This window comes from Flavobacterium sp. CR10 (genome assembly GCF_055814415.1).
Genome location: NZ_CP185985.1, coordinates 83,482 through 106,168, shown reverse-complemented (window position 1 = coordinate 106,168; position 22,687 = coordinate 83,482). Strand labels below are relative to the sequence as shown.

Genomic DNA, 22,687 nt, shown 5'->3' with positions numbered 1-22,687 from the left:
TTTAGTACTTCCATTTTCCTGTTGACTTAAGCAGTTAACTTTTGAACTCAAGAATAAAGAGCTGATTTTTAAATCGCTATATAAGCATTAATGTTTTAATTTATTTTAAGCCTATGAGTAAAAGTCTACTAATGCCATTTTTTTTTCTTTTTTTTATCACGCCAACTTTTTTACATGCCCAAGGCGATTTGAATCAAGGAGTAGATAAAACCGATAAAAAAGAGAATGATGAAGTAAAATATCCGCAGTTTCAGTTAAAAGGACTCCTTCAGGCGAGATATTTAGAAAGTTTTGGAGATAATGTAGATGTTTTAGGAACTCAGCATTCAACAGGAGATGCAGTTCAAAGTTCTTTTGATATAAAAAGAATGCGTGTGGGATTAAATACCAAATTAAGCGAAACCACAGAAATTGTTATTCTGGTTAATTTGGCAGATTTTAAGTCAGATACAAAAGGTAAAGTTCTTGAAAATGCCTACGGAAAATATACTTTCAATAAATATATTGCTCTAACAGGAGGGCAGTTTCGTCCAGCTTTTGGTATTGAAGAGCTTGTTCCAGTAGATATTATTAAGTCTTTTGACTTTTCAAATCAATATTATGAATTCGGGAAAAACGGATGGACAAGTTTTCAAATTGGAGCCTCGGCAACTGGAGCTTTTGATATTGGGAAAATTCCAGTGAATTATGCTATTTCGGTTTTAAATGGAAATGGGAAAAATCAGGAAATGGATAAAGATAACGGAAAGCAATATTCTTCAAGATGGGTTTTTGGTTTGTCAAAAGAACATAAAATTAATCTGGGCTTGAACGGTGGTTTTGGAAAAGTTTTTAAAGAAGATGTCTTTGCAATTGGAGCCGACATTACGAGTGATTTTAAAGTGACAGATAAACTTAGTTTTGATTTGCAAATAGAGTATAAACAGGGAACAAACCATAATTTATATTATTCTTTGCCTGTTGAAAGCCGAACAGATAATGTTGCCGATTATCAAATGCGTGGCATTTATTTCTTGCCAAACTTTAGATATGAGGTAAATTATCAAAAACTTACTGCGCTTGAATTGTCGTGTCGTTACGAAACTTTCGACCCTAGTTATAAAATCAATTCAAACGTGCGTACCACTTATACGCCAATGATTAGTTTAGAATTCGGAAAATCGTATACAGGCCGTATCGAAATGGGATTTGAGATTGACAGATTCGATAAAAGCATCCCAGATACATCAACCTACAACGATAATTTATTTTTAATTCAGTTACAGCTCAGAATTTAATTCACTTAATTTTTGTTTTATGAAAGAAGTAAAAATTCCACAGACCCTAATTACGCTGGCAGTTTTAGTTGCCATTTGGTTTATTCCAGCTCCAGAAGGCGTTGTGACAGAGGCTTGGCATTTATTTGCCATTTTCGTAGCTACTATTTTAGGAATCATCTTAAAAGCAGCTCCGATGGGAACTATGTGTATGATTGCAATTGCTTTGACAGCTATGTCTCAGGTTTTGGCTCCAGGAGATCCTGGAAAATCGATCACATTAGCATTAAAAGGATTTGGCGATAAAGTAATCTGGCTGATTGGAATTTCGTTTTTCATAGCAAGAGGATTTATAAAAACAGGTCTTGGAAATAGAATTGCTTTTTTATTCATAAAAATATTTGGGAAAAGTTCTTTAGGATTGGCTTATGGTTTAGGATTGGCAGATTTGGTTCTAGCGCCAGCCGTTCCGAGTAATACCGCTAGAGGAGGAGGAATTGTTTATCCGATTATGAAATCAATGTCAATGAGTTTTGGTTCAATGCCAGACAAACCTGAAACACATAGGAAATTAGGGGCATATTTGACATTGAATAGTTATAACATGAATTTGATTGCTTCTTCTATGTTTTTAACAGGAACTGCAAGTAATCCAATGTGTCAGAAGTTTGCTTTGAATTTAGGGATAAAAATCAGCTGGATGTCATGGGCAGCTGCTGCGATTGTTCCGGGTTTGTGTGCTTTTATTGTAATTCCATTTGTGCTTTACAAAATTTATCCTCCAGAATTAAAAAAAACTGGTGATGCTCCGCAGATAGCAACGCAGAAATTAAAAGAAATGGGGGCGATAACAAGAAATGAATGGATGATGTTGCTAACATTTTTTATTCTGCTTTTCCTTTGGATGACAGGAGATTTATTTTCTATCGATGCAACTACAACTGCCTTTATAGGGTTGGTAATTTTGCTTTTGACTTCAGTATTGACTTGGGATGATGTAAAAGCCGAAAAAGGAGCTTGGGATACTATAGTTTGGTTCTCTGTTTTGGTAATGATGGCCAGTTCGCTTAACGAATTAGGTTTTATTGCTTGGTTTAGCGATTTAGTGAAAGCAGAAATTGGCGGGTTAAGCTGGCAGATGGCTTTTCCGATTATTATATTAGTGTATTTCTTTAGTCATTATCTTTTCGCAAGTGCAACCGCACACGTTGCAGCAATGTATGCGGCTTTACTTGGTGTTGGTGTTTCGCTCGGAATTCCTGGGTTACTGCTAGCATTTATGCTTGGTTTCGTCGGATCTCTTTACGGAACTTTAACGCATTATGGTCATGGCCCGGCACCCGTATTTTTCGGGAGCGGCTACGTTGACCTAAAGAGTTGGTGGGTCAAAGGGCTTATAACCGGTTTGGTTATGCTCTTGATCTATATGGTAATTGGAGGATTGTGGCTCCGAATTATTGGATATTTTTAGATTCTAATTCCTGGAGGAAGTAACTCTTTATATTTAGGGTTTTTCTTGAAAAATGAAACAATCTTTGGATGGATAGGAACTACTCTGTAATTTTTTTCAGAACTTAAATCTAAAATATTCTTAAGTAAGGTATTGATCGTTTCTTCGTTTTCGTACGAATCAGGTTTGTTGATTTTGGTTAAAAAGATTTTCTTTTCTTGAAATTGATACTCAACTGCTAACATTCCTTCAGGGATGATAGTTTCGAATTGGCGTGCAAATGTGTTGTCTTTGATTTCCATAGTTACAGATGTTTCCATAGTAATTTCTTGTTAGGTTATTGGTAAATAGTGAATTTGGGATTCGAAATACGTATTGAAAGAAAATTCTTTATAAGATTTAAGTCCAAAAAATATTTCGAAATGCAAAGGTAATCATTTGATTTTCAATATTAAATTATTTTTTGCAGCTGTAAACTTTAAGTTATTGTTTTGAAGTTTGATTTTTTGAGTCAGATGTAATAAATAGGTCTGAAATTTGATTATCATGATATTAAAAGAAGTAACTTTATTTTTTAAGAATAAATATCCCAATGGTAATTTCATTTTAATGTTATGAGTAAAATTCCAGTTTATTTTATGCCGGGTCTGGCAGCGAGTTCATCTATTTTTGAAAGGATAAAATTGGATGAAAATATTTTTGAAACGCATCTTCTCGAGTGGGAAATTCCAAACCCAAAAGAATCTTTATCAGATTATGCGCTTCGAATTAGTAAAAACATAAAAGAAGAAAATCCTGTTTTAATCGGAGTTTCTTTTGGAGGAATTTTAGTTCAGGAAATTTCGAAGCATATAAAAGCGCGAAAAGTCATTATTATATCAAGTGTAAGAAGCAATCATGAATTTCCTAGAAGAATGAAAATAGGAAAGCGAACAAAAGCTTATAAACTAATTCCGATGCAGTTGATTCTTAATATTGAAAAGCTTGCCAAGTTTTCTTTTGGAGAAAAAGTCAATAAGAGAATAAAATTATACGAGAAGTTTCTATCTGTACGCGATTTAGGTTATCTGCAATGGGCTGTAGAAAGTGTGATCTTATGGGATCGAGATAAAATTGACGAAAATGTAGTGCACATTCACGGAGATCAAGATGAAGTTTTTCCAATTAAATATATTGATAAATGCATTTTGGTTAAAGGAGGAACGCATATTATGATTCTCAATAAATATAAATGGCTGAATGAGAATTTACCTTCGATAATACTAGATTAAATTCCAATTTTAAAAAATCCAAATTCCAGTACTTTGTGGATTTGTAATCTTTATCAAAGTTTAAAACTTTGATAAAGATGTATTTAAGAATTTTACACGCAATCTTGTCATTTCGACCGTAGGGAGAAATCTTCGCAAGTAGCTCGACAAAGATTGGTAATTTACTTTGCGGAGTTTCTTACGGAGATCCTTCGTTCCTCAGGATGACAAACTATGCGGAAAATGTCAGTTAAGAAAAATCTAAAATCTAAACTCAAAAATCTACAATAAAAAAATCCCAAACTCTTTTGGAATTTGGGATTTCTAATATTTTAGAATTTAAAAAATCGTTAGATTTTTTTCATTTGTTCTTTCATCATAGAGATTTGCTCTTTCAGCATTCCTTGTTTGTCTAATTTTTTAGCTTCGTTAAGTAAATTAGTCGCTTCCAGTTTTCTTCTGCGAGACATTGCAACTCCTGCAAGGTTTAATTTAGCTACAGCTAAATCCATATCCATTGATAGTCCAAGTTCGATTGCTTTTTTAAAATGTTTCTCTGCCTGGTTGATGTTCGTTTGAGATAACATGATACCTTGCAAATAGTTTAAGTATCCTTGTTGTTTTCTTACTAATGCACCTTCTGGATTTTTGATATATGATAACCATTTATTAGCTCCTGCGAAGTCTTGTTTTCTTAATTTAAGGAAAGCTAAAAGGATAAATTCGTTTTTGAAATAAAGAAAAATCGGAATTGCAGTCAATAATATAAGAAAGATTCCATTTCCGATATTACTTTCTGTAAATTGCCAAATGCCCGCCACTACAAGAAGTCCGGCCAAAATAAGTTTAATATTTTTGTGAAACATAATTAATGTAAATTTGTGATTGCAAAGATAGTAAAAGGAATTAAAAATATTTTTATAAAAGTACTTGCTAGAAAAAAAAGTCTTTGTATATTTGCACTCGGTTTTTGAATAACGATATCAAAAACAAATTAATAAGTTAATAGATACCATTTTTAAAGATACAAAGCAATGAGCAAAAGAACATTTCAACCATCGAAAAGAAAAAGAAGAAATAAGCACGGATTTATGGACAGAATGGCTTCTGCGAATGGAAGAAAAGTTCTAGCGCGTAGAAGAGCAAAAGGAAGACATAAATTAACTGTTTCTAGCGAGCCTAGACACAAAAAATAATGTTTGTATAAACATACATAAGGCGATTACTTTTTTAGTATCGCCTTTTTTTATACCTTTTCGGTACAAATTTTTTCAACTTTCTAGTTTATAACGCACTAGAGAGGTTTTTAAATCGTAAATAACTACACAATACATACAAAATGCCTAAAGACACATCAATAAAATCAGTTTTAATAATAGGTTCAGGACCTATTGTTATTGGCCAAGCTTGCGAATTCGATTATGCGGGATCTCAATCTGCACGCTCGATTCGTGAAGAAGGAATTGAGGTTATCTTGATTAACTCGAATCCAGCGACGATTATGACCGACCCATCTATGGCCGATCATATTTATTTGAAACCTTTAACGACAAAATCGATTATTGAGATTCTTAAGGAACATCCGCAAATTGATGCAGTTCTTCCAACAATGGGTGGGCAAACTGCTTTGAACTTGTGTTTGGAGGCTGAAGAAAAAGGAATTTGGCAAGATTTTGGAGTGAGATTAATCGGTGTTGATGTAAATGCAATTAATATTACTGAAGACAGAGAGCAATTTAAACAGCTTTTAGAAAAAATTAATGTGCCAACTGCGCCAGCAAAAACAGCTACTTCTTACTTGGAAGGAAAAGAAATTGCTCAAGAGTTTGGCTTCCCGCTTGTAATTCGTCCTTCGTTTACACTTGGAGGAACAGGAGCAGCTGTGGTGTACAAAAAAGAAGATTTTGATGAGCTTTTAACTCGTGGACTTGAAGCTTCTCCAATTCATGAAGTTTTGATCGACAAAGCTTTGATGGGATGGAAAGAGTACGAGTTAGAGCTTTTAAGAGATAAAAATGACAACGTTGTAATTATCTGTTCGATCGAAAATATGGACCCAATGGGAATCCACACTGGAGATTCGATTACAGTAGCGCCAGCGATGACTTTATCTGATACAACTTTCCAAAAATTACGTGACTACGCTATCTTAATGATGAGAAGTATCGGAAATTTTGCTGGAGGATGTAACGTACAATTCGCAGTTTCGCCAGACGAAAAAGAAGATATCGTAGCAATCGAGATCAACCCTCGTGTATCTCGTTCTTCTGCTTTAGCATCAAAAGCAACGGGTTATCCAATTGCAAAAATTGCTTCTAAACTAGCTTTAGGATACAACTTAGATGAATTGCAAAATCAAATTACTAAATCTACTTCGGCTCTTTTTGAACCAACTTTAGATTATGTAATCGTAAAAATACCACGTTGGAACTTCGATAAATTTGAAGGTTCAGACAGAACTTTAGGACTTCAGATGAAATCTGTAGGTGAGGTTATGGGAATCGGACGTTCTTTCCAAGAAGCGCTTCACAAAGCAACTCAATCTCTAGAAATTAAGAGAAACGGTTTAGGTGCTGACGGAAAAGGATACAAAAATTACGAACAAATTATCGAGAAACTAACTTATGCAAGTTGGGATCGTGTATTCGTAATTTACGATGCAATCGCAATGGGAATCCCGTTGAGCACAATCCACGAAATTACAAGAATCGATATGTGGTTCTTAAAACGATACGAAGAGCTTTATACTTTAGAAAAAGAAATTTCAAACTACAAAGTTTCGAATCTTCCTAAAGAATTATTGCTTGAGGCAAAACAAAAAGGTTTCGCAGACAGACAAATCGCTCACATGATGAGTTGTTTAGAAAGTGAAGTGCACACTTTGCGTATGAACATGAACATCAACCGTGTGTTCAAATTGGTTGATACTTGTGCGGCTGAGTTTAAAGCAAAAACACCTTATTACTACTCAACTTTTGAGGCAGAAATCGAAAAGGCAAACGGAGAGCGTTATGTAGATAACGAAAGTATCCTTACTGACAGAAAGAAAGTGATTGTTTTAGGTTCTGGACCAAATAGAATTGGGCAAGGAATCGAGTTTGATTACTCTTGTGTGCACGGAGTTTTAGCTGCTAAAGAATGCGGTTACGAAACCATCATGATTAACTGTAATCCTGAAACGGTTTCTACAGACTTTGATACTGCTGATAAATTATACTTCGAGCCAGTTTTCTGGGAGCATATTTATGACATTATCCAACACGAAAAACCTGAAGGTGTAATCGTTCAGCTTGGTGGTCAGACAGCTCTTAAATTGGCGGATAAATTATCTAAATACGGTGTGAAAATCATCGGAACTAGTTTTGATGCACTTGACTTGGCTGAAGATAGAGGACGTTTCTCAGACTTATTGACTGAATTACACATTCCTTTCCCAAGATTCGGAATCGCTGAAACTGCTGACGAAGCTTCAAAATTAGCAGATACTTTAGATTTTCCACTTTTAATTCGTCCTTCTTATGTATTAGGAGGTCAGGGAATGAAAATTGTAATCAACAAAAAAGAGCTTGAAGAGCATGTTATCGATTTGTTGAAAGCAATTCCAGGAAACAAATTACTTCTGGATCACTATTTAGCAGGAGCAATCGAAGCAGAAGCTGATGCGATCTGTGATGCTGACGGAAATGTTTACATCATCGGAATTATGGAGCACATTGAGCCTTGTGGAGTTCACTCTGGAGATAGTAATGCAACATTGCCTCCTTTCAACTTAGGAGAATTTGTAATGCAACAAATTAAAGATCATACGCATAAAATTGCTAGAGCTTTAAAAACGGTTGGTTTAATCAATATTCAGTTCGCGATTAAAGATGATACAGTTTACATTATCGAGGCAAACCCAAGAGCTTCAAGAACGGTTCCGTTTATTGCAAAAGCTTATGGAGAACCTTATGTAAACTATGCTACAAAAGTAATGTTAGGTCACAATAAAGTAACTGACTTTGATTTCAACCCACAATTAAACGGTTATGCAATCAAACAACCAGTTTTCTCTTTCAGCAAATTCCCGAACGTAAACAAAGCGTTAGGGCCAGAAATGAAATCAACAGGAGAAAGTATCTTGTTTATTGATGACTTAAAAGACGATCAATTCTACGAGTTATACTCTAGAAGAAAAATGTATTTGAGTAAATAATCTCAGATTCTATTATAAAAGAAAAGCTCCAATGTAAATTGGAGCTTTTTTTGTTTTATACGTTTAGATGTTCCATAGGAACATTTTGTTGGTAGAAATATTGTGTTGGTAGAAATATTGTGTTGTTGTCGTTATATTACGTTCCGTAGGAACGTTTGGTATTGACATCATTTTTTAAACAACCCAATAATCAAACGTTCCTATGGAACGTAAATATTGCTGTTAGCTGTTTTTTTCTACCGACGGGACATTCCTACGGAATGAAAGCTCAGTATAAAAATACAACGCTAAAGTTGTGTTTCATTAAAGGGATAAAATAACAAAGGGGCTGTTTCAGTATTTGAAGCAGCCCCTTTAGTATTTTAAATTAATTATAAATCTTATTCGTTTTGATTAAAATTCATATTGTCTCTTGTATTTTTTTGTACTGAAATTGCACCGAACAATGCTAATAGGAAAGCAAAAGCATAAAAACCTTTTTCGCTTGGTAAAATAGTTGCATTCCATAATCCGACAACTAAAAGAACGATTGATAATAATGTTCCAAACCAGCAGATTCCGTAGTAAATATCAGTAACAGGAAGTTTTTCTAATCGGTCTCTTACGCTTTTTTGTAAAGAGACAACGGCAAAAAGTCCGAACATTAAAACGGTGAAATAATATCCTTTTTCGTTTAAAAGCATTTCGGCTCTGGCAAGTCCAACAATAAAACCGATTGTTCCAGCTCCAAGCGCAACCCAAGATGCCGCGATAAAGGCATTTGATGTTTTTTGTATCATAATTTATTATTTTGGTAAGCCACAAATATAATTAAATTAGATTCATGCCAAAATAAAACGCTGTTATTTTGTTCAGTAAAATCTTTCAAACATGTAAAAGAAAAAGCTCCATGATTGGAGCTTTTCTCCTTGCAAAAAAGTAAGATGTTTTATTTTTTTAGCAATTGCTCTAAAGGTTTTAGCTGTTCCATGTCTATTTTTGAATTTTGCAAAACAGACATTAAGGTCATAATGTTATTCGGATTCATATCTTCGCCTAACACACGGACTACTGCAAAACCATTTTCTTTTCTGTTGGCAAAAATGACAAACTCTTTAATATTGTCGTCACTTCCAACATAGCTTACAGAAGCACCTTCTTTACCTGAACCAAACTTCATTAATTCCTGATACTTCGGATCTTTTAATATGGCTTTTACTTTGTTTCTTTCTGTTTCAAACTCTGTTTGATTGTTCTGATCAGCTTTGAAAGCCAGAATATTCATTTTATCAAACGAATTCAGGGCTTCGTTTTGCTCTGCCGATAATTTTGTTTTATCGACATTCAAAATATTTGGTGAAATATCCAAAGCAATAAAATCTTTTTTCTCCGAATTCTCTACAAAATATTTTTGCAGTGAAGGTTCAGAATTACAGCTTCCCAAAGTTAGAAGAGCTGTAAGTGCTAAGATGAAGATATTTGTTCTCATTTTTATTTTTTGCCTTTAGAAGCTTTCTTTAGGTCTGTACCGCCAGGAAGCTGCATTTTATCTGTTAATACTGAAATCTCGTTTAAGTCAAAATTACCAGTTAGTGATAATAAAACGGTTTCGTCATTTTTTGCACCGTCAACATACATTAAAAGTTCTTTTATCTGTGTATCTGTAGCGCCAGATTTTACCATTATTCTAACATTTTTTCCGCCATCATTTACGCGCATTAATTCTTCTAAACCGGCAGTTTTTACATATTTGTCGGCAGTAGCTTTCATGTCGGCTTCGATTTTTGGATTTTTAGTGGTAAACACTTTTAAGTAATCCAGTTTTTTGATTAGAGCAATATATTGCTGCGTCTCTTTATCAGAAGCGTCAGTTTTTACTTTGCTCATTAAATCAAACATTTTTTTGTTTACAATTACTGAGGTTACGTCATCCTGACCATCAAATTTATCAAAAGCACTTTGTGCATAAAATGTGGTTGAAACGAATGCGAAGACTAAAGTTATAATGAAATTTCTCATGATTATTTTGTTTAATTACTGTTTAAAGATTTTGTTTTTTGATTGTTCATATTCTTTAATGTAGTGCACACTTTCAATACCTACATTAACATTGTTTGATAATAAAGCCAAAGCTTTTTGAGTCGCTTTTAAAGCTTCTTCGGGATCATCGTAAGTTCCTAATTCGGTTTGCGAAGCTACTGCAGTAGTGTCATTTTTTTCGCTAACAAAAAAGTAAGTTCCGATTCCGAGCAAAACAACAGCAGAAGCTGCAATCGATAACCACGCTACGTTTCGTTTCTTAGTTTGTAGTGGAATCTCATACGTCGATTTCTGTTCTCTTGCTTGAGAGAAATAGTCAAACATAGGTTTGTATTGCTCCAAATGCTGCGCAACATTTGATGAAGAAAAGTATTCTTTTAATTGATTTTCTTCGGCAATAGAAGTTTCTCCCTGAAAGTATTTTTCTAATATCTCTTCTATTTTATTTAGTTCCATAAAGGTGTGTATTTGTCATTGATTCTCTAATTTTTTTTCTCGCTCTCGAAAGTGCCACTCGTATTGCTGTTTCGTTCATATTTACGATTTTGGCTATTTCTTCAAATTCATATTGTTCAACATCCCGAAGCTGAATTAACAGTTGCATTTGTTCGGGCATTTCGTTTATAATTTTTTCGACCCATTCTAAACTGTCTTGGTCTTCTAATTTTTTATCTAATTGCGGTTGCCGATCGGTAAAATTATTATGGACAATTTGCAGATTACTGGCTCTTTTAGATTTTAGCTGATCGAGGCAATAGTTTTTTGTCATTGTCATAGCCAATGCTTCGACGCTATTGTAGCTTTGCAGATTATCTTTTTTGTTCCATAATTTTACCATTACTTCCTGAGTCGCATCTTCTGCTTCTTCGGTGCTAGTAAGCAATCTTTTTGCCAGACGAAAAACTTTGTCTTTAAAAGGATTTATTAATTCTATAAATACAACTTGGTTCATTAATATGATGGTTAATCGTTAGCTTATATATTCAAGACGATGCACAATTATATTTGTTACAGCAAAAAAGAAATTTTTTTTATGTAAAAAAAATACTGCTTTAACGATAAAGGTAAAACTAAAGATACTACTTTTACGTTTATTCAGAATATAGATAACCTACACGATATGAAAACAACTTTAAAGAGCGTTCTTTTTCTCTTTTTATTCGCATTTGCTTTACAGTCTTGTGAAGATCAGGATGATGTAGCTGCGCCAGCAGACTTGCAGATTAATAATTTTATCTGGAGAGGATTAAATGAAGTTTACTTATGGCAACAAGATGTTCCAAATCTAGCCGATGGACGTAATTTACAACCAGATTTCAATCAGTTTTTGAGAGGATACTCTCATCCTGAAGATTTGTTCGAAGATCTATTGAACAAACCAGTAAGCAAATATCCTAACGGAGATGCGATTGATCGTTTCAGTTGGATTGTTGACGATTACACTGTTTTAGAACAAGAATTAGGTGGTGTTACTAAAAATAATGGTGTCGATTTTAGATTGAGTCGTGTATCATCAGGATCAAACGATGTGGTGGGTTTTGTGCGATATATTATTCCGAATTCTGATGCTTCTACTAAAGCAATTAAACGTGGTGATCTATTTACAAGTGTGAACGGAACAAAACTTACGGTTTCAAATTATCAGGAATTATTGTTTAATAAGGACAGCTATACATTAAACTTAGCAGATTATAATGGAAGCAGTTATGTTTTGAATGGAAAATCGGTTGATTTGACTAAAACTGTTTTAGAAGAAAATCCAATTTTTATTAATAAAGTAATAACTTCTGGAGGTCATAAAATTGGTTATTTAATGTATAATGGATTTTATTCAAGTTATGATGATAAATTAAACCAAGCTTTTGGAGAATTAAAATCTCAAGGAATTACAGATTTGATTTTAGATCTTCGATATAATGGAGGAGGAGCGGTACCTTCTGCTATCAGACTTTCTAGTATGATTACAGGACAATTCGATACTCAGGTTTTTGCCAAAACGCAGTTTAATACAAAATGGATGAAAGATATGACTGCCGAGGATTTAGAGAGTTTGAATTATAGGTTTGTGAATAATATTGATGGTAAACCATTAAACAGCTTAAATTTAACTACAGTTTATATTATTACAACTGCGAGTACAGCGTCTGCAAGTGAATTGGTTATTAATGGATTAAAACCTTATATTAACGTAGTTCAGGTTGGAGAAACTACAACAGGTAAAAATGTTGGTTCATATACAATATATGATTCTGAAACTCTTTTTACTAAAAAAGGAATCAATCCAAATCATAAATATGCAATGCAGCCTTTGGTTTTTAAAATTTCAAATTCTGCGGGTTTTGGAGATTACCAGCAAGGTTTACAACCAACGTATCAGCAGTACGAAAGAGTAAGTACCTATGGTGTTTTAGGAGAAACTTCAGAACCTTTGCTTAATTTAGCTATTTCCAAAATTACAGGTTCTTCTGCTAAGAGAATTTCGGATGATTCTGCACCAAATACACCTTATTTAACAGATTCAAAAATCATAAATGGATTAAGACATGGAATGTACTTTCAAGATGTTCCAAGAAAATAAAATCTAATAAATAGAAAAGGCTTTCAGAGATGAAAGCCTTTTCCATAAAAAAAACAAAAACTAATTCTAAGGATAAATTAATCGTTAAAGTAGAATCCGTTTGGACCTACACCAACAGTTAATTCTTTTAATAAGCTTCCGCTTAAGTTATAAATGTATGCTTTGCTGTCTTCTTTAAAGTTTCCGCCATCGGCAAGGAAAATACGATTGTCTTTTACAGCAAATCCGTAAAGGTATCCAATGCTTGAGCTGCTTTCGAAGATAGGAGCAGCAGCAGCTGTCGTTGCCGATGTAGCGATTGAGTATACAGAATTTCCAACAGTATAATATACTTTGTTATCTTCGATATCTAAGAATCCAGCAACTCCTTGAGATTCCGGAATCTCAATAGTAGAAACAGATTTGTCAGCGATTTTTACTTTTGTAATTGCACTGCTTGATGTGTATGAAATTTTTAAGATATATAGAGTCCCATTTTCTTCCTCAATAGAATCTGAGCCAGAACCAATTGTAATTGGAGCTTCTAAAGTCTTTGTAGTAAGATTGTAGATAGAAAGTTTGTCAGTACCCATTGGATCTGTAATGTATAATTTTCCGCTTTCTTCTATAATTCTATTTCCAGTTGTATTTAATGAAATTTTAGATTCAACAAGATTTGTTGCCAAATTGATTACTGCAATATAATCATCTGTAACAGAATCGTATGAATTTGCATTTGTAACGTAAGCTTTGCCATCTTTTGTAACACCATATCTAGGATTAGCCAAACCGCTGTCAACTTTTGCGATTAATTTAAAAGTATAACGGTTTACAATGTTTATCACATTTGATCCGCCTGAGATAATGTAAGCTTTGTCTCCGTCAAAAAAGATATTTTGAACAAATTTTCCAAGCACATCAGATCCGTTTTCTGCTTTGTAAGCGTCTTTTGTAAAGATGCTGAAATCATCACTAGAAAAAGAAACAGTTCCTGCATCGGTACTTCCTTCATTTAAAATGAAAAAACCATTGTCGTAAGCTCCTTTTGGGGCATCATCATCGTCACTAGAACAAGAAACGAATAACGAAATGCTTAACGCTATTAAAAGTAATTTACTAAACTTCATATATTAAAATTTTAAGGTTAAATACACATTGAAATTGCGGCCTGGCATCGGTCTATTCTCCAGACTTTCATAATCTTTATTGAAAAGATTCAAAACTTGAAAACCGACCTTGAATGAATCTAAAAATTTAAGATCATAATCGATTCCGATATTTGAAATCATGTAATCGTTAATAATTTCGTCAGGATTATTATCGGCTCTTGTATAAACAAAACCGTTGTAGAGAATTTGATAATAAGCACTTATTTTATTTCTAGAATACGAAACGGCTCCTGTTGCTTTATTAAATGGCACAAAGAACAATTGGTTCTTAGTTTTTTCATCTTGCGAAACCGTATAAGCGTAAGTGGCGTTTGCTGAGAAAGTGTTCTTGCCGTAACTTTTTTTCCAGCCCAACATAGTTTCTGTTCCGTAACTGATGACTTTGTCTTGGTTCTGTGGAGTCCAGATGCCATTTGCTCCAGGAACCCATTGCAGCATATCAGTAATTTTCATGTAATAAAAATTCTGCGTCCAAGACCAATTTTTAAATGTAAAGACATTGCCAATTTCCCCCTGATAAGAACTTTCGGGTTTCAAATTCGGATTTCCTCCCTGATCCCAATACAAATCATTGTAAGTTGGAATTCTGAAATTTCGAGACACATTCAATTTTAAATTGTACCAATCGTTGAACTTGTAGGAAGATCCAAGATTAAATAAAACTGGCGATTTATAATTGCTCGTAAATTCTTTGCGAACCCCAAGTTCGTTTTTCCAATTTGAGCCAATATCTTGTCGAACCAATAAAGAAGCTGAACTGATTTCTCGAATATGGCTTCCAAAACTGGTTCCGTAACCGTTCGTTCTGCTATAATCTACAATTCCGTTAAGATGTGTTGATTTAAATAGATGATAATCGACATCTAGTTTTGTAATCAAGTTTTCGGTTTTTCCGTATGAGTAATTTTTTAGACTATTATCAGCAAAATATTGATAGTTTTCGAAAATGTACGCTGTCTTGAAATTGGTTTTAAGTTTTCCAAAACTTCCGTCATATTCCAGTAAGTTTCTGTTGAAACCGTTGATGTATTTGCTTTTGGTTTCCGATTCTACTACAAGAGAAGTATTACGGTCAGTATTTGAACTCTGACTATAAAGCTTTAAAATATGATTTTCGTTGAATTTATATCCAGCGTTAGCACTCAAAGTAATAACATCATATTGTCCATTTTGATTCCAGCGCTGTTCGCCTTTCCAGTTATACTGATTAAGATATTTATAATCATTAGTCGAGCTGTTTTTCGAAAGTCCGATTTGAGCACTCCATTTTTTATTAGAAATTGACGTTTTGTAATTGACTCCAATTGTATTGAAACTGCCGTAATTTAGTCTTAAATTATTCTCAAATCGATTAGAAAATAACAAATCGTTATTTAGATGCACCGTTCCTCCAACTGCTCCACTTCCATAAATAACACTTCCGCCACCTGCTTTTACGCTTATAGAATTATAATCAGAACCCGAAATGGTATTAAAATCGGTACTTCCGTTCATTTGAGAATTAATATTAATTCCGTTCCAAATTACTGCTGTTTGAGAAGAAGTTGTTCCTCTAAAAGCTACCGTAGATAACATTCCACGCCCATATTCTTTAAAATAAATCGTAGAATTAAAATTTAATAAATCGGTTAAAAGGGCTTCGTTTTTACTAATAACAGAGTCATTTAGTTTTAAAACAGATTGTGAAACCGAATAGGATTTTAAATTTTTATCTGAAACCAATACCTCTTTCAGACTGGTAATAGAATCGTTTTGCGCCGAAATAATTTGGCACATTACAAATAAACAAAAAGCAAAAAGTCGTTTTAAAGTCATAATTTCTTCACTCTTTTTCCCGAGAGTTCGATAATTGTTACAAAGGCAGGTCTCCTGGCTTGCGTCTTGCTGTTTACCTTCCCATCACGCAAGGCGTGACAGTGGTTTGTAGTTAACAGCAAGCATTCGTTTAGAACTTAGCTTACAGTTGCGGGTACAGCTCAAGAATTTACTTGATTCCCTTTTAATGTGTTTTTAAATCAAAAACACAACCTTAATTTGCTGCAAAGATAAAGTTAAAAATATTGATTATTCAAATTTGTTTTGCGATTCATGAAAAATTATAAATTATTTGCATTAAAAATCAATTTTTATAACTTGTCCGAAATCAACTTTATTATTGAAAGCATCCTTTAAAGGCAGTAAACTCTGATGGCATAAAATACTTCTGATGATTCCGGCATGAGCAACAATAACGATTGGCTGATTTATTTTTGAAATGGTTTCAGATAAAAAATCACCAACTCTTTCATGCAGTTCAACAAAAGATTCTCCGTTTGAAACTTTGATATTTACAAAATCTTCCATCCACGGATTAAGTTCTTCCTGCGGAATTTCATTCCAGCTTTTTAATTCCCAATCTCCAAAATTCATTTCTTTTAAACGTTCGTCTTCTTGATAAGAAATGGTTTTAATATTTTTTTGAATGTGTTTTGCCAGAATAACACAACGTTTTAAAGGGCTAGAGAAAATAAATGCTTCAGAAGGAAGCTCAGAAATTATTCTTTCAAAAATTTCATCAAACGGAAGTGCAATATCAACATCAGATTGTCCGTAACAGATTCCTTTTTCGCAGATGGTTTCGGTATGACGAACTAGATAAATTTCCATAAAAATAAAATGCTTAAGTAAAATACAACTTCGCAAACTTGTTGCGTAGCTCCAAGACAATCTCCCGTATAACCGTCAATCCATTTCTGGAAGTAGCGTGCTAAAAAATAGCGTGCTATAAAAACAGGAATTATAGCAAGAAGAAATTTCAAATTAAAATAAGAAAATACAATCAGCGGAATTAAACCAAAAAAGAAAGAACCAAAAACTTCTTTCCAAGTATATTGTTTTGCAATGGGTTTACTTTTGCTCGAAGCATCTTCACGAGAATATTCATGCGTGAAAATAATACTGATTGCTGCTAAACGACTCAAAGAATGTGCAGAAATGAATAAAAGGAAAATTAGTAAAATGTTATTAGTGAAAAGTAAAATGGATTCGGAAAGCAATTTGAATTTTAATAGAAAAAGTAAAACCAATCCGATTGCTCCATAGGCGCCAATCGCACTATCTTTCATGATCATTAAGATTTTTTCTTTGGTCCATCCTCCGCCAAATCCATCACAGACATCAGCAAATCCATCCTCGTGAAATGCACCAGTAGTTAAAATAGAAGCAATAATCGCTAACATAACGGCAATTTCTATTGAAAGAAAAAATGAAAAAAGATAAAAAGCCAGAAAGGAAATGCTCCCAACAATCCATCCGATAAAAGGAAAATATCTCGTAGCTTTATTTAAATAATCTGGATGATGTGTAATGTTTTTTGGACATGGAATTCTGGTGTAAAACATTAAACAGGTGAAGAAAATGTGTAGTTCTTTTTTCATTTTTTATAATTGGTTTTCCATTGAGTATGTCATTTCGACGAAGGAGAAATCTTCGTAGGATATTCTACAAAGATTGGATTTTCGTTGTGGAGCTACTTGTGAAGATTTGCTTCGCCAGTTCGCTATCGCTTGAGTCTCCTTCGTCGAAATGACAAAAATGAGAATTAATCACTATGTAACATAATTGTTTTTTAGAAATACAAAACTATTTCCTACTCACTCCCGCACTTTCAAAACTAGCCATCTCATTCAAAAAAGCCTCAGCCGATTTTAAAATCGGAAAAGCAACAGCACATCCAGTTCCTTCTCCTAGACGCAAATCTAAATTTAAAATAGGTTTTGCTCCTAGATAGTTCAATAATTTTGAATGCGCTTTTTCGGCAGAACAATGGCAGAAAACAGCATTTTGCTTGATATTCGGATTTATTTTAAAGGCAATCAAATAGGCAACAGTACAAATAAAACCGTCAACCAGAATTAGCATTTTATTTTCAAAAGCAGTCAGCATTCCGCCAGCCATTTGAAGAATTTCAAAACCTCCAAAATAGGAAAGCTGTAACATCAATTCGGCTTGACCAGAATAACTTTCAATTGCTTTTTTAAGTAAATTCTGTTTTAGAAGCAATTTTTCGTTTTCAACTCCCGTTCCTTTTCCGATACAATCTTCAATAGGAAAACCTGTTAAAATACTCATTAAAACAGAAGCGGTAGAAGTATTTCCAATTCCCATTTCACCAAAACCAATGCAGTTTGAGCCAGATTTTGCGATATTTTCAACAATCGATTTTCCTTTCTCAAAACATAACTGGACTTCAGATTCGCTCATTGCTGGAACATGGAGAAAGGACTGAGTTCCTTTGGCAATTTTTGCATCGATTAATTTTGCATTGGTTGGAAAATCATAATTAACGCCCGAATCTACAATTGATAATTCGATATTATTCTGATTACAGAAAACGTTTATGGCTGCGCCGCCATCGAGGAAATTATTGACCATCTGTCGAGTAACATCTTGCGGATAGTCACTTACACCATGATTTGCAATTCCGTGATCGGCTGCAAAAACTACGATGTTGGGTTTTACGATTTTCGGATTTAAAGTTTCAAAAACCGTTGCCATTTGGAAAGCCAAAGATTCTAATGTTCCCAAAGAACCGACAGGTTTTGTTTTAGAATCTATTTTGTCTTGTAAAAGAGCATAGAAATCAGATTTGTCTTGAATTTTATTTTCTGATTTCAAATCAAAAGCAGGAACATTTATTTGATGAATTTCTTTAATTTCAGAGCAAATAGGAGCTTCCGATTTTTGTTTCCAATGCAATTGCTGCAGCATTGGCTGATTGTTATAATTGGTTGCTGGTTTTCCAATGCAGAAATAACCAAGCGGTTCTATATTTTCGGGTAAATCGAGAATTTTTTTAAACTGATAATAATTAAGAATCGAAACCCAGCCCATTCCGTAGCCTTGTTCTGTTAGCGAAAGCCAAATATTTTGCGCCGCACAAACCGAACTAAATTTCACGGCTTCATTACTGCCAATTGTTCCAATCGTAAACTGATTTAAAACAGAACGGTCATAAGCAATGATGAGTCCAATTGGCGCTTCTTCGATAGCTTCTAGTTTTAGCGATCTGTAAAGTTCTTTCTGTTCGGGATTGTCGGTTAGTTCCTCGGCTTTTTTATTGTAGTCTAAAAAAAGCTTTTTAATAGACGTTTTAACTTCATCTGATTTAATGATATAATATCTCGTTGCATCGGTTAGTCCTACAGATGGAGCCCAATGTCCAGCCTGTAGAGCTTTTTGGATTACTTCATCAGGAACTTCATCGGCTGTAAAATGTCGTGTGTCGCGGCGTGATTTTAATATATCGTCTAAATTACTCATTTCTTTAAATTCCAATTTTTAAATTCCAAATTCAAATCTGAAAATGGAAAGATTCTAGTAAAGGTAAAGCATAGCTTTGGAATTTGGAGTTTAAAACTTAGAATTTCGTTTCAATTTATTGGGATTTGGAATTTTTTGTATTGGAATTTATCTCTTTATTTTAACTGGAATTCCAGAAATCATCAATACAACTTGATCTGCGTTTGCGGCAAGAAACTGATTCATCCAGCCTTGAAGTTCAACAAACTTTCTTCCGATGTGTGTTTCTGCATGAACGCCCATGCCAATTTCATTTGTCACAATAATGATATTCGCATTTTCGTGTTTAGCGATAGCAAGAAATTCTTTTTTTGCTTCTTCCAAACTTAACTCTACGTCATTTTTAGTATCAATAAAAAAATTAGTTAGCCAGAGCGTTACACAATCAATTAAAGCAGTTTTTCCAGAAAAATCAATTTCACTTAAATATTTTTCCTTTTCAATATTCGTCCAATGTTCGTCTCTTTCCTTTTGATGACGGTCAATTCGATTTTGGAAATCATCATCCCATTTTCTGGCAGTTGCTACATACAAAGGAGAGTTGGAAAGTTCTAAAGCCAATTTCTGTGCATAACCGCTTTTTCCAGAGCGCTCGCCGCCAGTTACTAAATAAATCATTTTTTATTAATTATGAGTTTTGAATTATGAATTATGAGTTTGGGCAAGTTATAAAATAATTATGAAGACTAACTCATAATTTATCACTCATAACTCCTAATACGGGCAATGTCGGCAGTTATTTTCACAACAGGTTCCTCTTTTTAGGTGAAACCAAGCTTTAAAAACATAATTGCCATTTTCGATGTAATAATCAATCCCTTCAATTAAATGATCCGTTTTGGGCAATAGCATAGCCTTGTTTTTAAGAGCCTTTTCTGGAGTTATGGTTTCGATATAAGCTTCAATTTTATCTTCGCATGCTTCCTTAAAGCACACAGGACAAAGGCAATCGCCTCCTTCTGAAAGATTGAAAATAGGTGGATAATCATTACACCAGCACTTATTTTCGGGTGAAGTGTCGCCGCATGAAAAAGCGGTCTCACAACTGGAGCAGATTTTTGTTCTTGGTACAGTCATCAAATAAAAAGGCTATTTGTTTAAATTTGTACGAATAAAGGTAAACAAAAAAAATAGAAATTGATTTACCTTTGTGCCCACACAAAACATAAAATATGAAATATTTTTTCCATACATTATCAGTCGTTTTTTTGCTTTTTATAGCAATCGGATGTAAAAAGAATGAAAATTTAAGTACTGCAAAATCTACTGTTGCCAAAGAAAGCATTGAATTTGCTTCGGGACTTTCAATTGTGAAAAACGAAGGCTATTCGATTGTAAATGTGGTGAATCCGTGGCCAAATGCTAGAGGAAAATTTACTTACATTTTGGAAGAAAAAGATGCACAAGTTCCAGACAGTTTAAAAAAATATCCAATTATAAAAGTTCCTTTAGAAAGTGTTGTGGTAACTTCAACAACAAATATTCCTTTTCTAGAAATGCTCGAAGTGGAGAATAAATTGGTCGGATTTCCGCATACCGATTATATTTCTTCGGAAAAAACTAGATCATTAATTGATAAAGGTTCTGTGAAAAACGTTGGACAAAATGAAAAACTGAACATCGAACAATTAATAGAATTGTCGCCAGATTTGATTGTTACTTTTGGAGTTGATAATAATAATCCGATGTTGGATAATTTGAAAAAAAGCGGTTTGAAAGTGCTTATTCAAGGCGATTGGATGGAACAGTCTCCGCTAGGAAAAGCAGAATGGATTAAGCTTTACGGCGCTCTGTTTGGAAAAGAAGATAAAGCAAAAGAACTTTTTGATAAAATCGTAGAAAGTTACAATCAAGCAAAAAAGCTCGTTGCCGATAAACCTGCAACTTCAAAAGTGTTATACGGTTCAATGTACGAAGATGTTTGGTACGTTGCCAAAGGAAACAGTTGGGTGGCGCAGTTTATGAAAGATGCGAAATCTAATTATTTATGGGCCGATTTAAAAGGAACAGGAAGTGAAGGTTTGTCTTTTGAAAAAGTTTTAGATAAAGCGAAAACGGCTAATGTTTGGATTGCTTCTGGATCTTTTAAAACTTTGGATGAATTGCAAAAAGCAAATCCGCATTACGCAGAATTTGACGCTTTTAAAAATAAAACAATATACAATTTTGAAGGAAAGCTAGGAGCGACAGGCGGAACAGTTTACTATGAATTGGCGCCAAGCCGTCCTGATTTGGTGTTGAAAGATTATATCAAGATTTTTCATCCAGATTTATTGGCGGGCTACGAATTTACTTTTGCATCAAAACTGAATTAAATTGGCGAATAAAAAACGAAATACCATTTTATTTGTCGTATTGACTTTAGGACTTTTTCTAATGTTTTTTGCGAGCATTAGTTTAGGATCGGTTACCATTCCGTTAAAAGATGTTTTTGCGAGTTTAACTGGTGGTCATGCTGCAAAATCGACTTGGGAATATATTATCATTAATTATCGTTTGCCAAAAGCGATTACGGCAGTTTTGGTCGGAACAGGACTCTCCATGAGCGGACTTTTGATGCAGACTTTATTTAGAAATCCGCTTGCCGGACCTTATGTTTTAGGTTTAAGCTCCGGAGCAAGTCTTGGTGTTGCATTTGTTATTTTGGGAGCAGGATTTCTACCTTCTTTTTTGAGTGTAATTGCATTGTCTTCTTACGGAATTGTTTTGGCATCTACTTTAGGAAGCACGTTGGTTTTATTTCTAGTTTTAGTAGTTTCGCAGCGATTGCGAGACACAATGGCCATCTTGATTGTAGGTTTAATGTTTGGAAGCTTCACCACTGCAATTGTAAGTGTTCTGACTTATTTTAGCACGGCAGAACAGCTACAGAAATTTACTTTTTGGTCAATGGGAAATCTCGGAAATCTTTCTTGGACAACTATTGTAATTTTGACTTTCTGTGTTGGAATTGGATTGCTTTTAAGCGCCAAAAGTATCAAACCTCTAAACGCCTTGCTTCTTGGAGAAAACTATTCAAAAAGCATGGGATTGAATTTTAAACAAGCAAGATTAGTCATCATTTTTGCAACGAGTATATTATCAGGAGCGATTACGGCATTTGCTGGTCCGATTGCTTTTGTGGGCTTAGCAGTGCCTCATATTGCAAAGCTGACTTTCCAGACCAGTAATCATACTATTTTGTTTTGGAGCACTTTATTTTTTGGTTCCATAATAATGCTGTTTTGCGATATTGTTTCGCAAATGCCAGGTTTTGATGTTACGCTTCCAATAAATGCCGTAACTTCTATAATTGGCGCGCCGGTGGTTATTTGGCTTTTAGTTAGAAAAAGGAATTTTAAATAAATTTTAGCCACAGATTAAAAAGATTTGCACAGATTTTTTAATCATTTTAATCCTTTAATCTGTGGCTTAAAAGAAAAAAAACTTAGAATCTCAGCATCTTAGTAAC

The 22,687-nt window shown here is 34.0% G+C and carries 22 protein-coding genes and 1 riboswitch; of the genes, 8 read left to right on the top strand and 14 right to left on the bottom strand.

All coding sequences use genetic code 11. From position 1 onward, the window contains the following. Positions 1-131: 131 nt before the first annotated feature. Together ACNRYB_RS00550 and ACNRYB_RS00545 are read left to right on the top strand one after the other, a co-directional pair. Entirely contained in the window at positions 132-1,277 is a 1,146-nt protein-coding gene (locus tag ACNRYB_RS00550) for a porin (protein ID WP_129748057.1), read from the top strand. A gap of 19 nt (positions 1,278-1,296) precedes the next feature. Continuing rightward, positions 1,297-2,727, top strand: a complete 1,431-nt coding sequence (locus ACNRYB_RS00545) for an anion permease (RefSeq protein ID WP_008464830.1) — start codon at positions 1,297-1,299, stop codon at positions 2,725-2,727. Here the strand turns inward: ACNRYB_RS00545 and ACNRYB_RS00540 are convergent. Further along, positions 2,724-3,026 carry a GNAT family N-acetyltransferase gene (locus tag ACNRYB_RS00540; RefSeq protein WP_473728946.1) on the bottom strand — a complete coding sequence of 101 codons (303 nt, stop codon included), beginning with the start codon at positions 3,024-3,026 and terminating at the stop codon, positions 2,724-2,726. The two genes, ACNRYB_RS00545 and ACNRYB_RS00540, sit on opposite strands and share 4 nt — an antisense overlap. Before the next feature lie 294 nt (positions 3,027-3,320). Here ACNRYB_RS00540 and ACNRYB_RS00535 point away from each other — a divergent pair, with 294 nt between their 5' ends. Further along, positions 3,321-3,977, top strand: coding sequence for an alpha/beta hydrolase family protein (locus ACNRYB_RS00535; RefSeq protein WP_035691271.1), 657 nt, complete (start codon positions 3,321-3,323; stop codon positions 3,975-3,977). 329 nt (positions 3,978-4,306) lie between these two features. Here ACNRYB_RS00535 and ACNRYB_RS00530 read toward each other — a convergent pair whose 3' ends face one another. Beyond that, positions 4,307-4,822 (bottom strand): hypothetical protein, encoded by a 516-nt coding sequence (locus ACNRYB_RS00530; RefSeq protein ID WP_008464839.1) that lies wholly within the window; start codon positions 4,820-4,822, stop codon positions 4,307-4,309. Positions 4,823-4,990: 168 nt separating this feature from the next. On the opposite strand from ACNRYB_RS00530, the gene rpmH reads away from it, so the two are divergent. Beyond that, positions 4,991-5,152 (top strand): 50S ribosomal protein L34, encoded by a 162-nt coding sequence (rpmH, locus tag ACNRYB_RS00525; protein WP_008464848.1) that lies wholly within the window; start codon positions 4,991-4,993, stop codon positions 5,150-5,152. A 143-nt stretch (positions 5,153-5,295) separates the two neighbouring features. Further along, the gene (gene carB, locus ACNRYB_RS00520) at positions 5,296-8,151 is read left to right on the top strand and encodes a carbamoyl-phosphate synthase large subunit (protein ID WP_473728945.1); all 2,856 of its coding nucleotides are present in this window, start codon (positions 5,296-5,298) and stop codon (positions 8,149-8,151) included. Between the two features lie 380 nt (positions 8,152-8,531). On the opposite strand, the gene yiaA is transcribed toward carB, so the two are convergent. The 5 genes from yiaA to ACNRYB_RS00495 form a co-directional block, all read right to left on the bottom strand. Beyond that, complete coding sequence (gene yiaA / locus ACNRYB_RS00515) at positions 8,532-8,930, bottom strand: inner membrane protein YiaA (RefSeq protein ID WP_091497352.1); 399 nt, start codon at positions 8,928-8,930, stop codon at positions 8,532-8,534. Positions 8,931-9,079: 149 nt separating this feature from the next. Beyond that, positions 9,080-9,619: a DUF4252 domain-containing protein gene (locus tag ACNRYB_RS00510; RefSeq protein WP_473728944.1), complete on the bottom strand. Its 540-nt coding sequence runs from the start codon at positions 9,617-9,619 to the stop codon at positions 9,080-9,082. Between the two features lie 2 nt (positions 9,620-9,621). Beyond that, on the bottom strand, positions 9,622-10,149 hold the full coding sequence (locus tag ACNRYB_RS00505; RefSeq protein ID WP_129748060.1) for a DUF4252 domain-containing protein: 528 nt from the start codon (positions 10,147-10,149) through the stop codon (positions 9,622-9,624). Positions 10,150-10,164: 15 nt separating this feature from the next. After that, a complete protein-coding gene (locus ACNRYB_RS00500; protein WP_129748061.1) occupies positions 10,165-10,626 on the bottom strand; it encodes a hypothetical protein in 462 nt (153 codons plus the stop codon). Continuing rightward, positions 10,613-11,122, bottom strand: a complete 510-nt coding sequence (locus ACNRYB_RS00495; RefSeq protein WP_008464858.1) for an RNA polymerase sigma factor — start codon at positions 11,120-11,122, stop codon at positions 10,613-10,615. The genes ACNRYB_RS00500 and ACNRYB_RS00495 overlap by 14 nt, the downstream gene beginning before the upstream one ends. 168 nt (positions 11,123-11,290) lie before the next feature. On the opposite strand from ACNRYB_RS00495, the gene ACNRYB_RS00490 reads away from it, so the two are divergent. Next, positions 11,291-12,748 carry a S41 family peptidase gene (locus ACNRYB_RS00490; RefSeq protein WP_473728943.1) on the top strand — a complete coding sequence of 486 codons (1,458 nt, stop codon included), beginning with the start codon at positions 11,291-11,293 and terminating at the stop codon, positions 12,746-12,748. Between the two features lie 77 nt (positions 12,749-12,825). On the opposite strand, the gene ACNRYB_RS00485 is transcribed toward ACNRYB_RS00490, so the two are convergent. The 7 genes from ACNRYB_RS00485 to ACNRYB_RS00455 form a co-directional block, all read right to left on the bottom strand. After that, positions 12,826-13,854, bottom strand: a complete 1,029-nt coding sequence (locus tag ACNRYB_RS00485) for a YncE family protein (RefSeq protein ID WP_473728942.1) — start codon at positions 13,852-13,854, stop codon at positions 12,826-12,828. A 3-nt stretch (positions 13,855-13,857) separates the two neighbouring features. Next, on the bottom strand, positions 13,858-15,711 hold the full coding sequence (locus ACNRYB_RS00480; protein ID WP_473728941.1) for a TonB-dependent receptor plug domain-containing protein: 1,854 nt from the start codon (positions 15,709-15,711) through the stop codon (positions 13,858-13,860). Between the two features lie 27 nt (positions 15,712-15,738). Further along, positions 15,739-15,943, bottom strand: a riboswitch (cobalamin riboswitch). A 65-nt stretch (positions 15,944-16,008) separates the two neighbouring features. Beyond that, positions 16,009-16,542: an alpha-ribazole phosphatase gene (cobC, locus tag ACNRYB_RS00475; protein ID WP_129748065.1), complete on the bottom strand. Its 534-nt coding sequence runs from the start codon at positions 16,540-16,542 to the stop codon at positions 16,009-16,011. Then, on the bottom strand, positions 16,527-17,312 hold the full coding sequence (locus ACNRYB_RS00470; RefSeq protein ID WP_473728940.1) for an adenosylcobinamide-GDP ribazoletransferase: 786 nt from the start codon (positions 17,310-17,312) through the stop codon (positions 16,527-16,529). The genes cobC and ACNRYB_RS00470 overlap by 16 nt, the downstream gene beginning before the upstream one ends. 205 nt (positions 17,313-17,517) lie before the next feature. Then, entirely contained in the window at positions 17,518-19,197 is a 1,680-nt protein-coding gene (gene cobT / locus ACNRYB_RS00465; RefSeq protein WP_473728939.1) for a nicotinate-nucleotide--dimethylbenzimidazole phosphoribosyltransferase, read from the bottom strand. Between the two features lie 147 nt (positions 19,198-19,344). Next, positions 19,345-19,854 carry a bifunctional adenosylcobinamide kinase/adenosylcobinamide-phosphate guanylyltransferase gene (cobU, locus tag ACNRYB_RS00460; RefSeq protein ID WP_473728938.1) on the bottom strand — a complete coding sequence of 170 codons (510 nt, stop codon included), beginning with the start codon at positions 19,852-19,854 and terminating at the stop codon, positions 19,345-19,347. A 96-nt stretch (positions 19,855-19,950) separates the two neighbouring features. After that, positions 19,951-20,313 (bottom strand): DUF5522 domain-containing protein, encoded by a 363-nt coding sequence (locus ACNRYB_RS00455; protein ID WP_473728937.1) that lies wholly within the window; start codon positions 20,311-20,313, stop codon positions 19,951-19,953. 95 nt (positions 20,314-20,408) lie between these two features. On the opposite strand from ACNRYB_RS00455, the gene ACNRYB_RS00450 reads away from it, so the two are divergent. Both ACNRYB_RS00450 and ACNRYB_RS00445 read left to right on the top strand, forming a co-directional pair. Then, positions 20,409-21,551: an ABC transporter substrate-binding protein gene (locus tag ACNRYB_RS00450; RefSeq protein WP_343707432.1), complete on the top strand. Its 1,143-nt coding sequence runs from the start codon at positions 20,409-20,411 to the stop codon at positions 21,549-21,551. Position 21,552: 1 nt separating this feature from the next. Beyond that, complete coding sequence (locus ACNRYB_RS00445) at positions 21,553-22,581, top strand: iron chelate uptake ABC transporter family permease subunit (RefSeq protein WP_473728936.1); 1,029 nt, start codon at positions 21,553-21,555, stop codon at positions 22,579-22,581. Positions 22,582-22,687: the final 106 nt, after the last annotated feature.

Excerpts from the sequence above, each read along its gene's own strand:
- ACNRYB_RS00510 (WP_473728944.1), bottom strand. The coding sequence starts at position 9,619 with ATGAGAACAAATATCTTCATCTTAGCACTTACAGCTCTTCTAACTTTG.
- ACNRYB_RS00495 (WP_008464858.1), bottom strand. The coding sequence starts at position 11,122 with ATGAACCAAGTTGTATTTATAGAATTAATAAATCCTTTTAAAGACAAA.
- ACNRYB_RS00470 (WP_473728940.1), bottom strand. The coding sequence starts at position 17,312 with ATGAAAAAAGAACTACACATTTTCTTCACCTGTTTAATGTTTTACACC.
- ACNRYB_RS00480 (WP_473728941.1), bottom strand. The coding sequence starts at position 15,711 with ATGACTTTAAAACGACTTTTTGCTTTTTGTTTATTTGTAATGTGCCAA.
- carB (WP_473728945.1), top strand. The coding sequence starts at position 5,296 with ATGCCTAAAGACACATCAATAAAATCAGTTTTAATAATAGGTTCAGGA.
- rpmH (WP_008464848.1), top strand. The coding sequence starts at position 4,991 with ATGAGCAAAAGAACATTTCAACCATCGAAAAGAAAAAGAAGAAATAAG.
- ACNRYB_RS00530 (WP_008464839.1), bottom strand. The coding sequence starts at position 4,822 with ATGTTTCACAAAAATATTAAACTTATTTTGGCCGGACTTCTTGTAGTG.
- cobT (WP_473728939.1), bottom strand. The coding sequence starts at position 19,197 with ATGAGTAATTTAGACGATATATTAAAATCACGCCGCGACACACGACAT.
- ACNRYB_RS00545 (WP_008464830.1), top strand. The coding sequence starts at position 1,297 with ATGAAAGAAGTAAAAATTCCACAGACCCTAATTACGCTGGCAGTTTTA.
- ACNRYB_RS00490 (WP_473728943.1), top strand. The coding sequence starts at position 11,291 with ATGAAAACAACTTTAAAGAGCGTTCTTTTTCTCTTTTTATTCGCATTT.
- ACNRYB_RS00505 (WP_129748060.1), bottom strand. The coding sequence starts at position 10,149 with ATGAGAAATTTCATTATAACTTTAGTCTTCGCATTCGTTTCAACCACA.
- yiaA (WP_091497352.1), bottom strand. The coding sequence starts at position 8,930 with ATGATACAAAAAACATCAAATGCCTTTATCGCGGCATCTTGGGTTGCG.
- ACNRYB_RS00550 (WP_129748057.1), top strand. The coding sequence starts at position 132 with ATGCCATTTTTTTTTCTTTTTTTTATCACGCCAACTTTTTTACATGCC.
- ACNRYB_RS00455 (WP_473728937.1), bottom strand. The coding sequence starts at position 20,313 with ATGACTGTACCAAGAACAAAAATCTGCTCCAGTTGTGAGACCGCTTTT.
- ACNRYB_RS00450 (WP_343707432.1), top strand. The coding sequence starts at position 20,409 with ATGAAATATTTTTTCCATACATTATCAGTCGTTTTTTTGCTTTTTATA.
- ACNRYB_RS00500 (WP_129748061.1), bottom strand. The coding sequence starts at position 10,626 with ATGGAACTAAATAAAATAGAAGAGATATTAGAAAAATACTTTCAGGGA.
- cobU (WP_473728938.1), bottom strand. The coding sequence starts at position 19,854 with ATGATTTATTTAGTAACTGGCGGCGAGCGCTCTGGAAAAAGCGGTTAT.
- cobC (WP_129748065.1), bottom strand. The coding sequence starts at position 16,542 with ATGGAAATTTATCTAGTTCGTCATACCGAAACCATCTGCGAAAAAGGA.
- ACNRYB_RS00535 (WP_035691271.1), top strand. The coding sequence starts at position 3,321 with ATGAGTAAAATTCCAGTTTATTTTATGCCGGGTCTGGCAGCGAGTTCA.
- ACNRYB_RS00540 (WP_473728946.1), bottom strand. The coding sequence starts at position 3,026 with ATGGAAACATCTGTAACTATGGAAATCAAAGACAACACATTTGCACGC.
- ACNRYB_RS00485 (WP_473728942.1), bottom strand. The coding sequence starts at position 13,854 with ATGAAGTTTAGTAAATTACTTTTAATAGCGTTAAGCATTTCGTTATTC.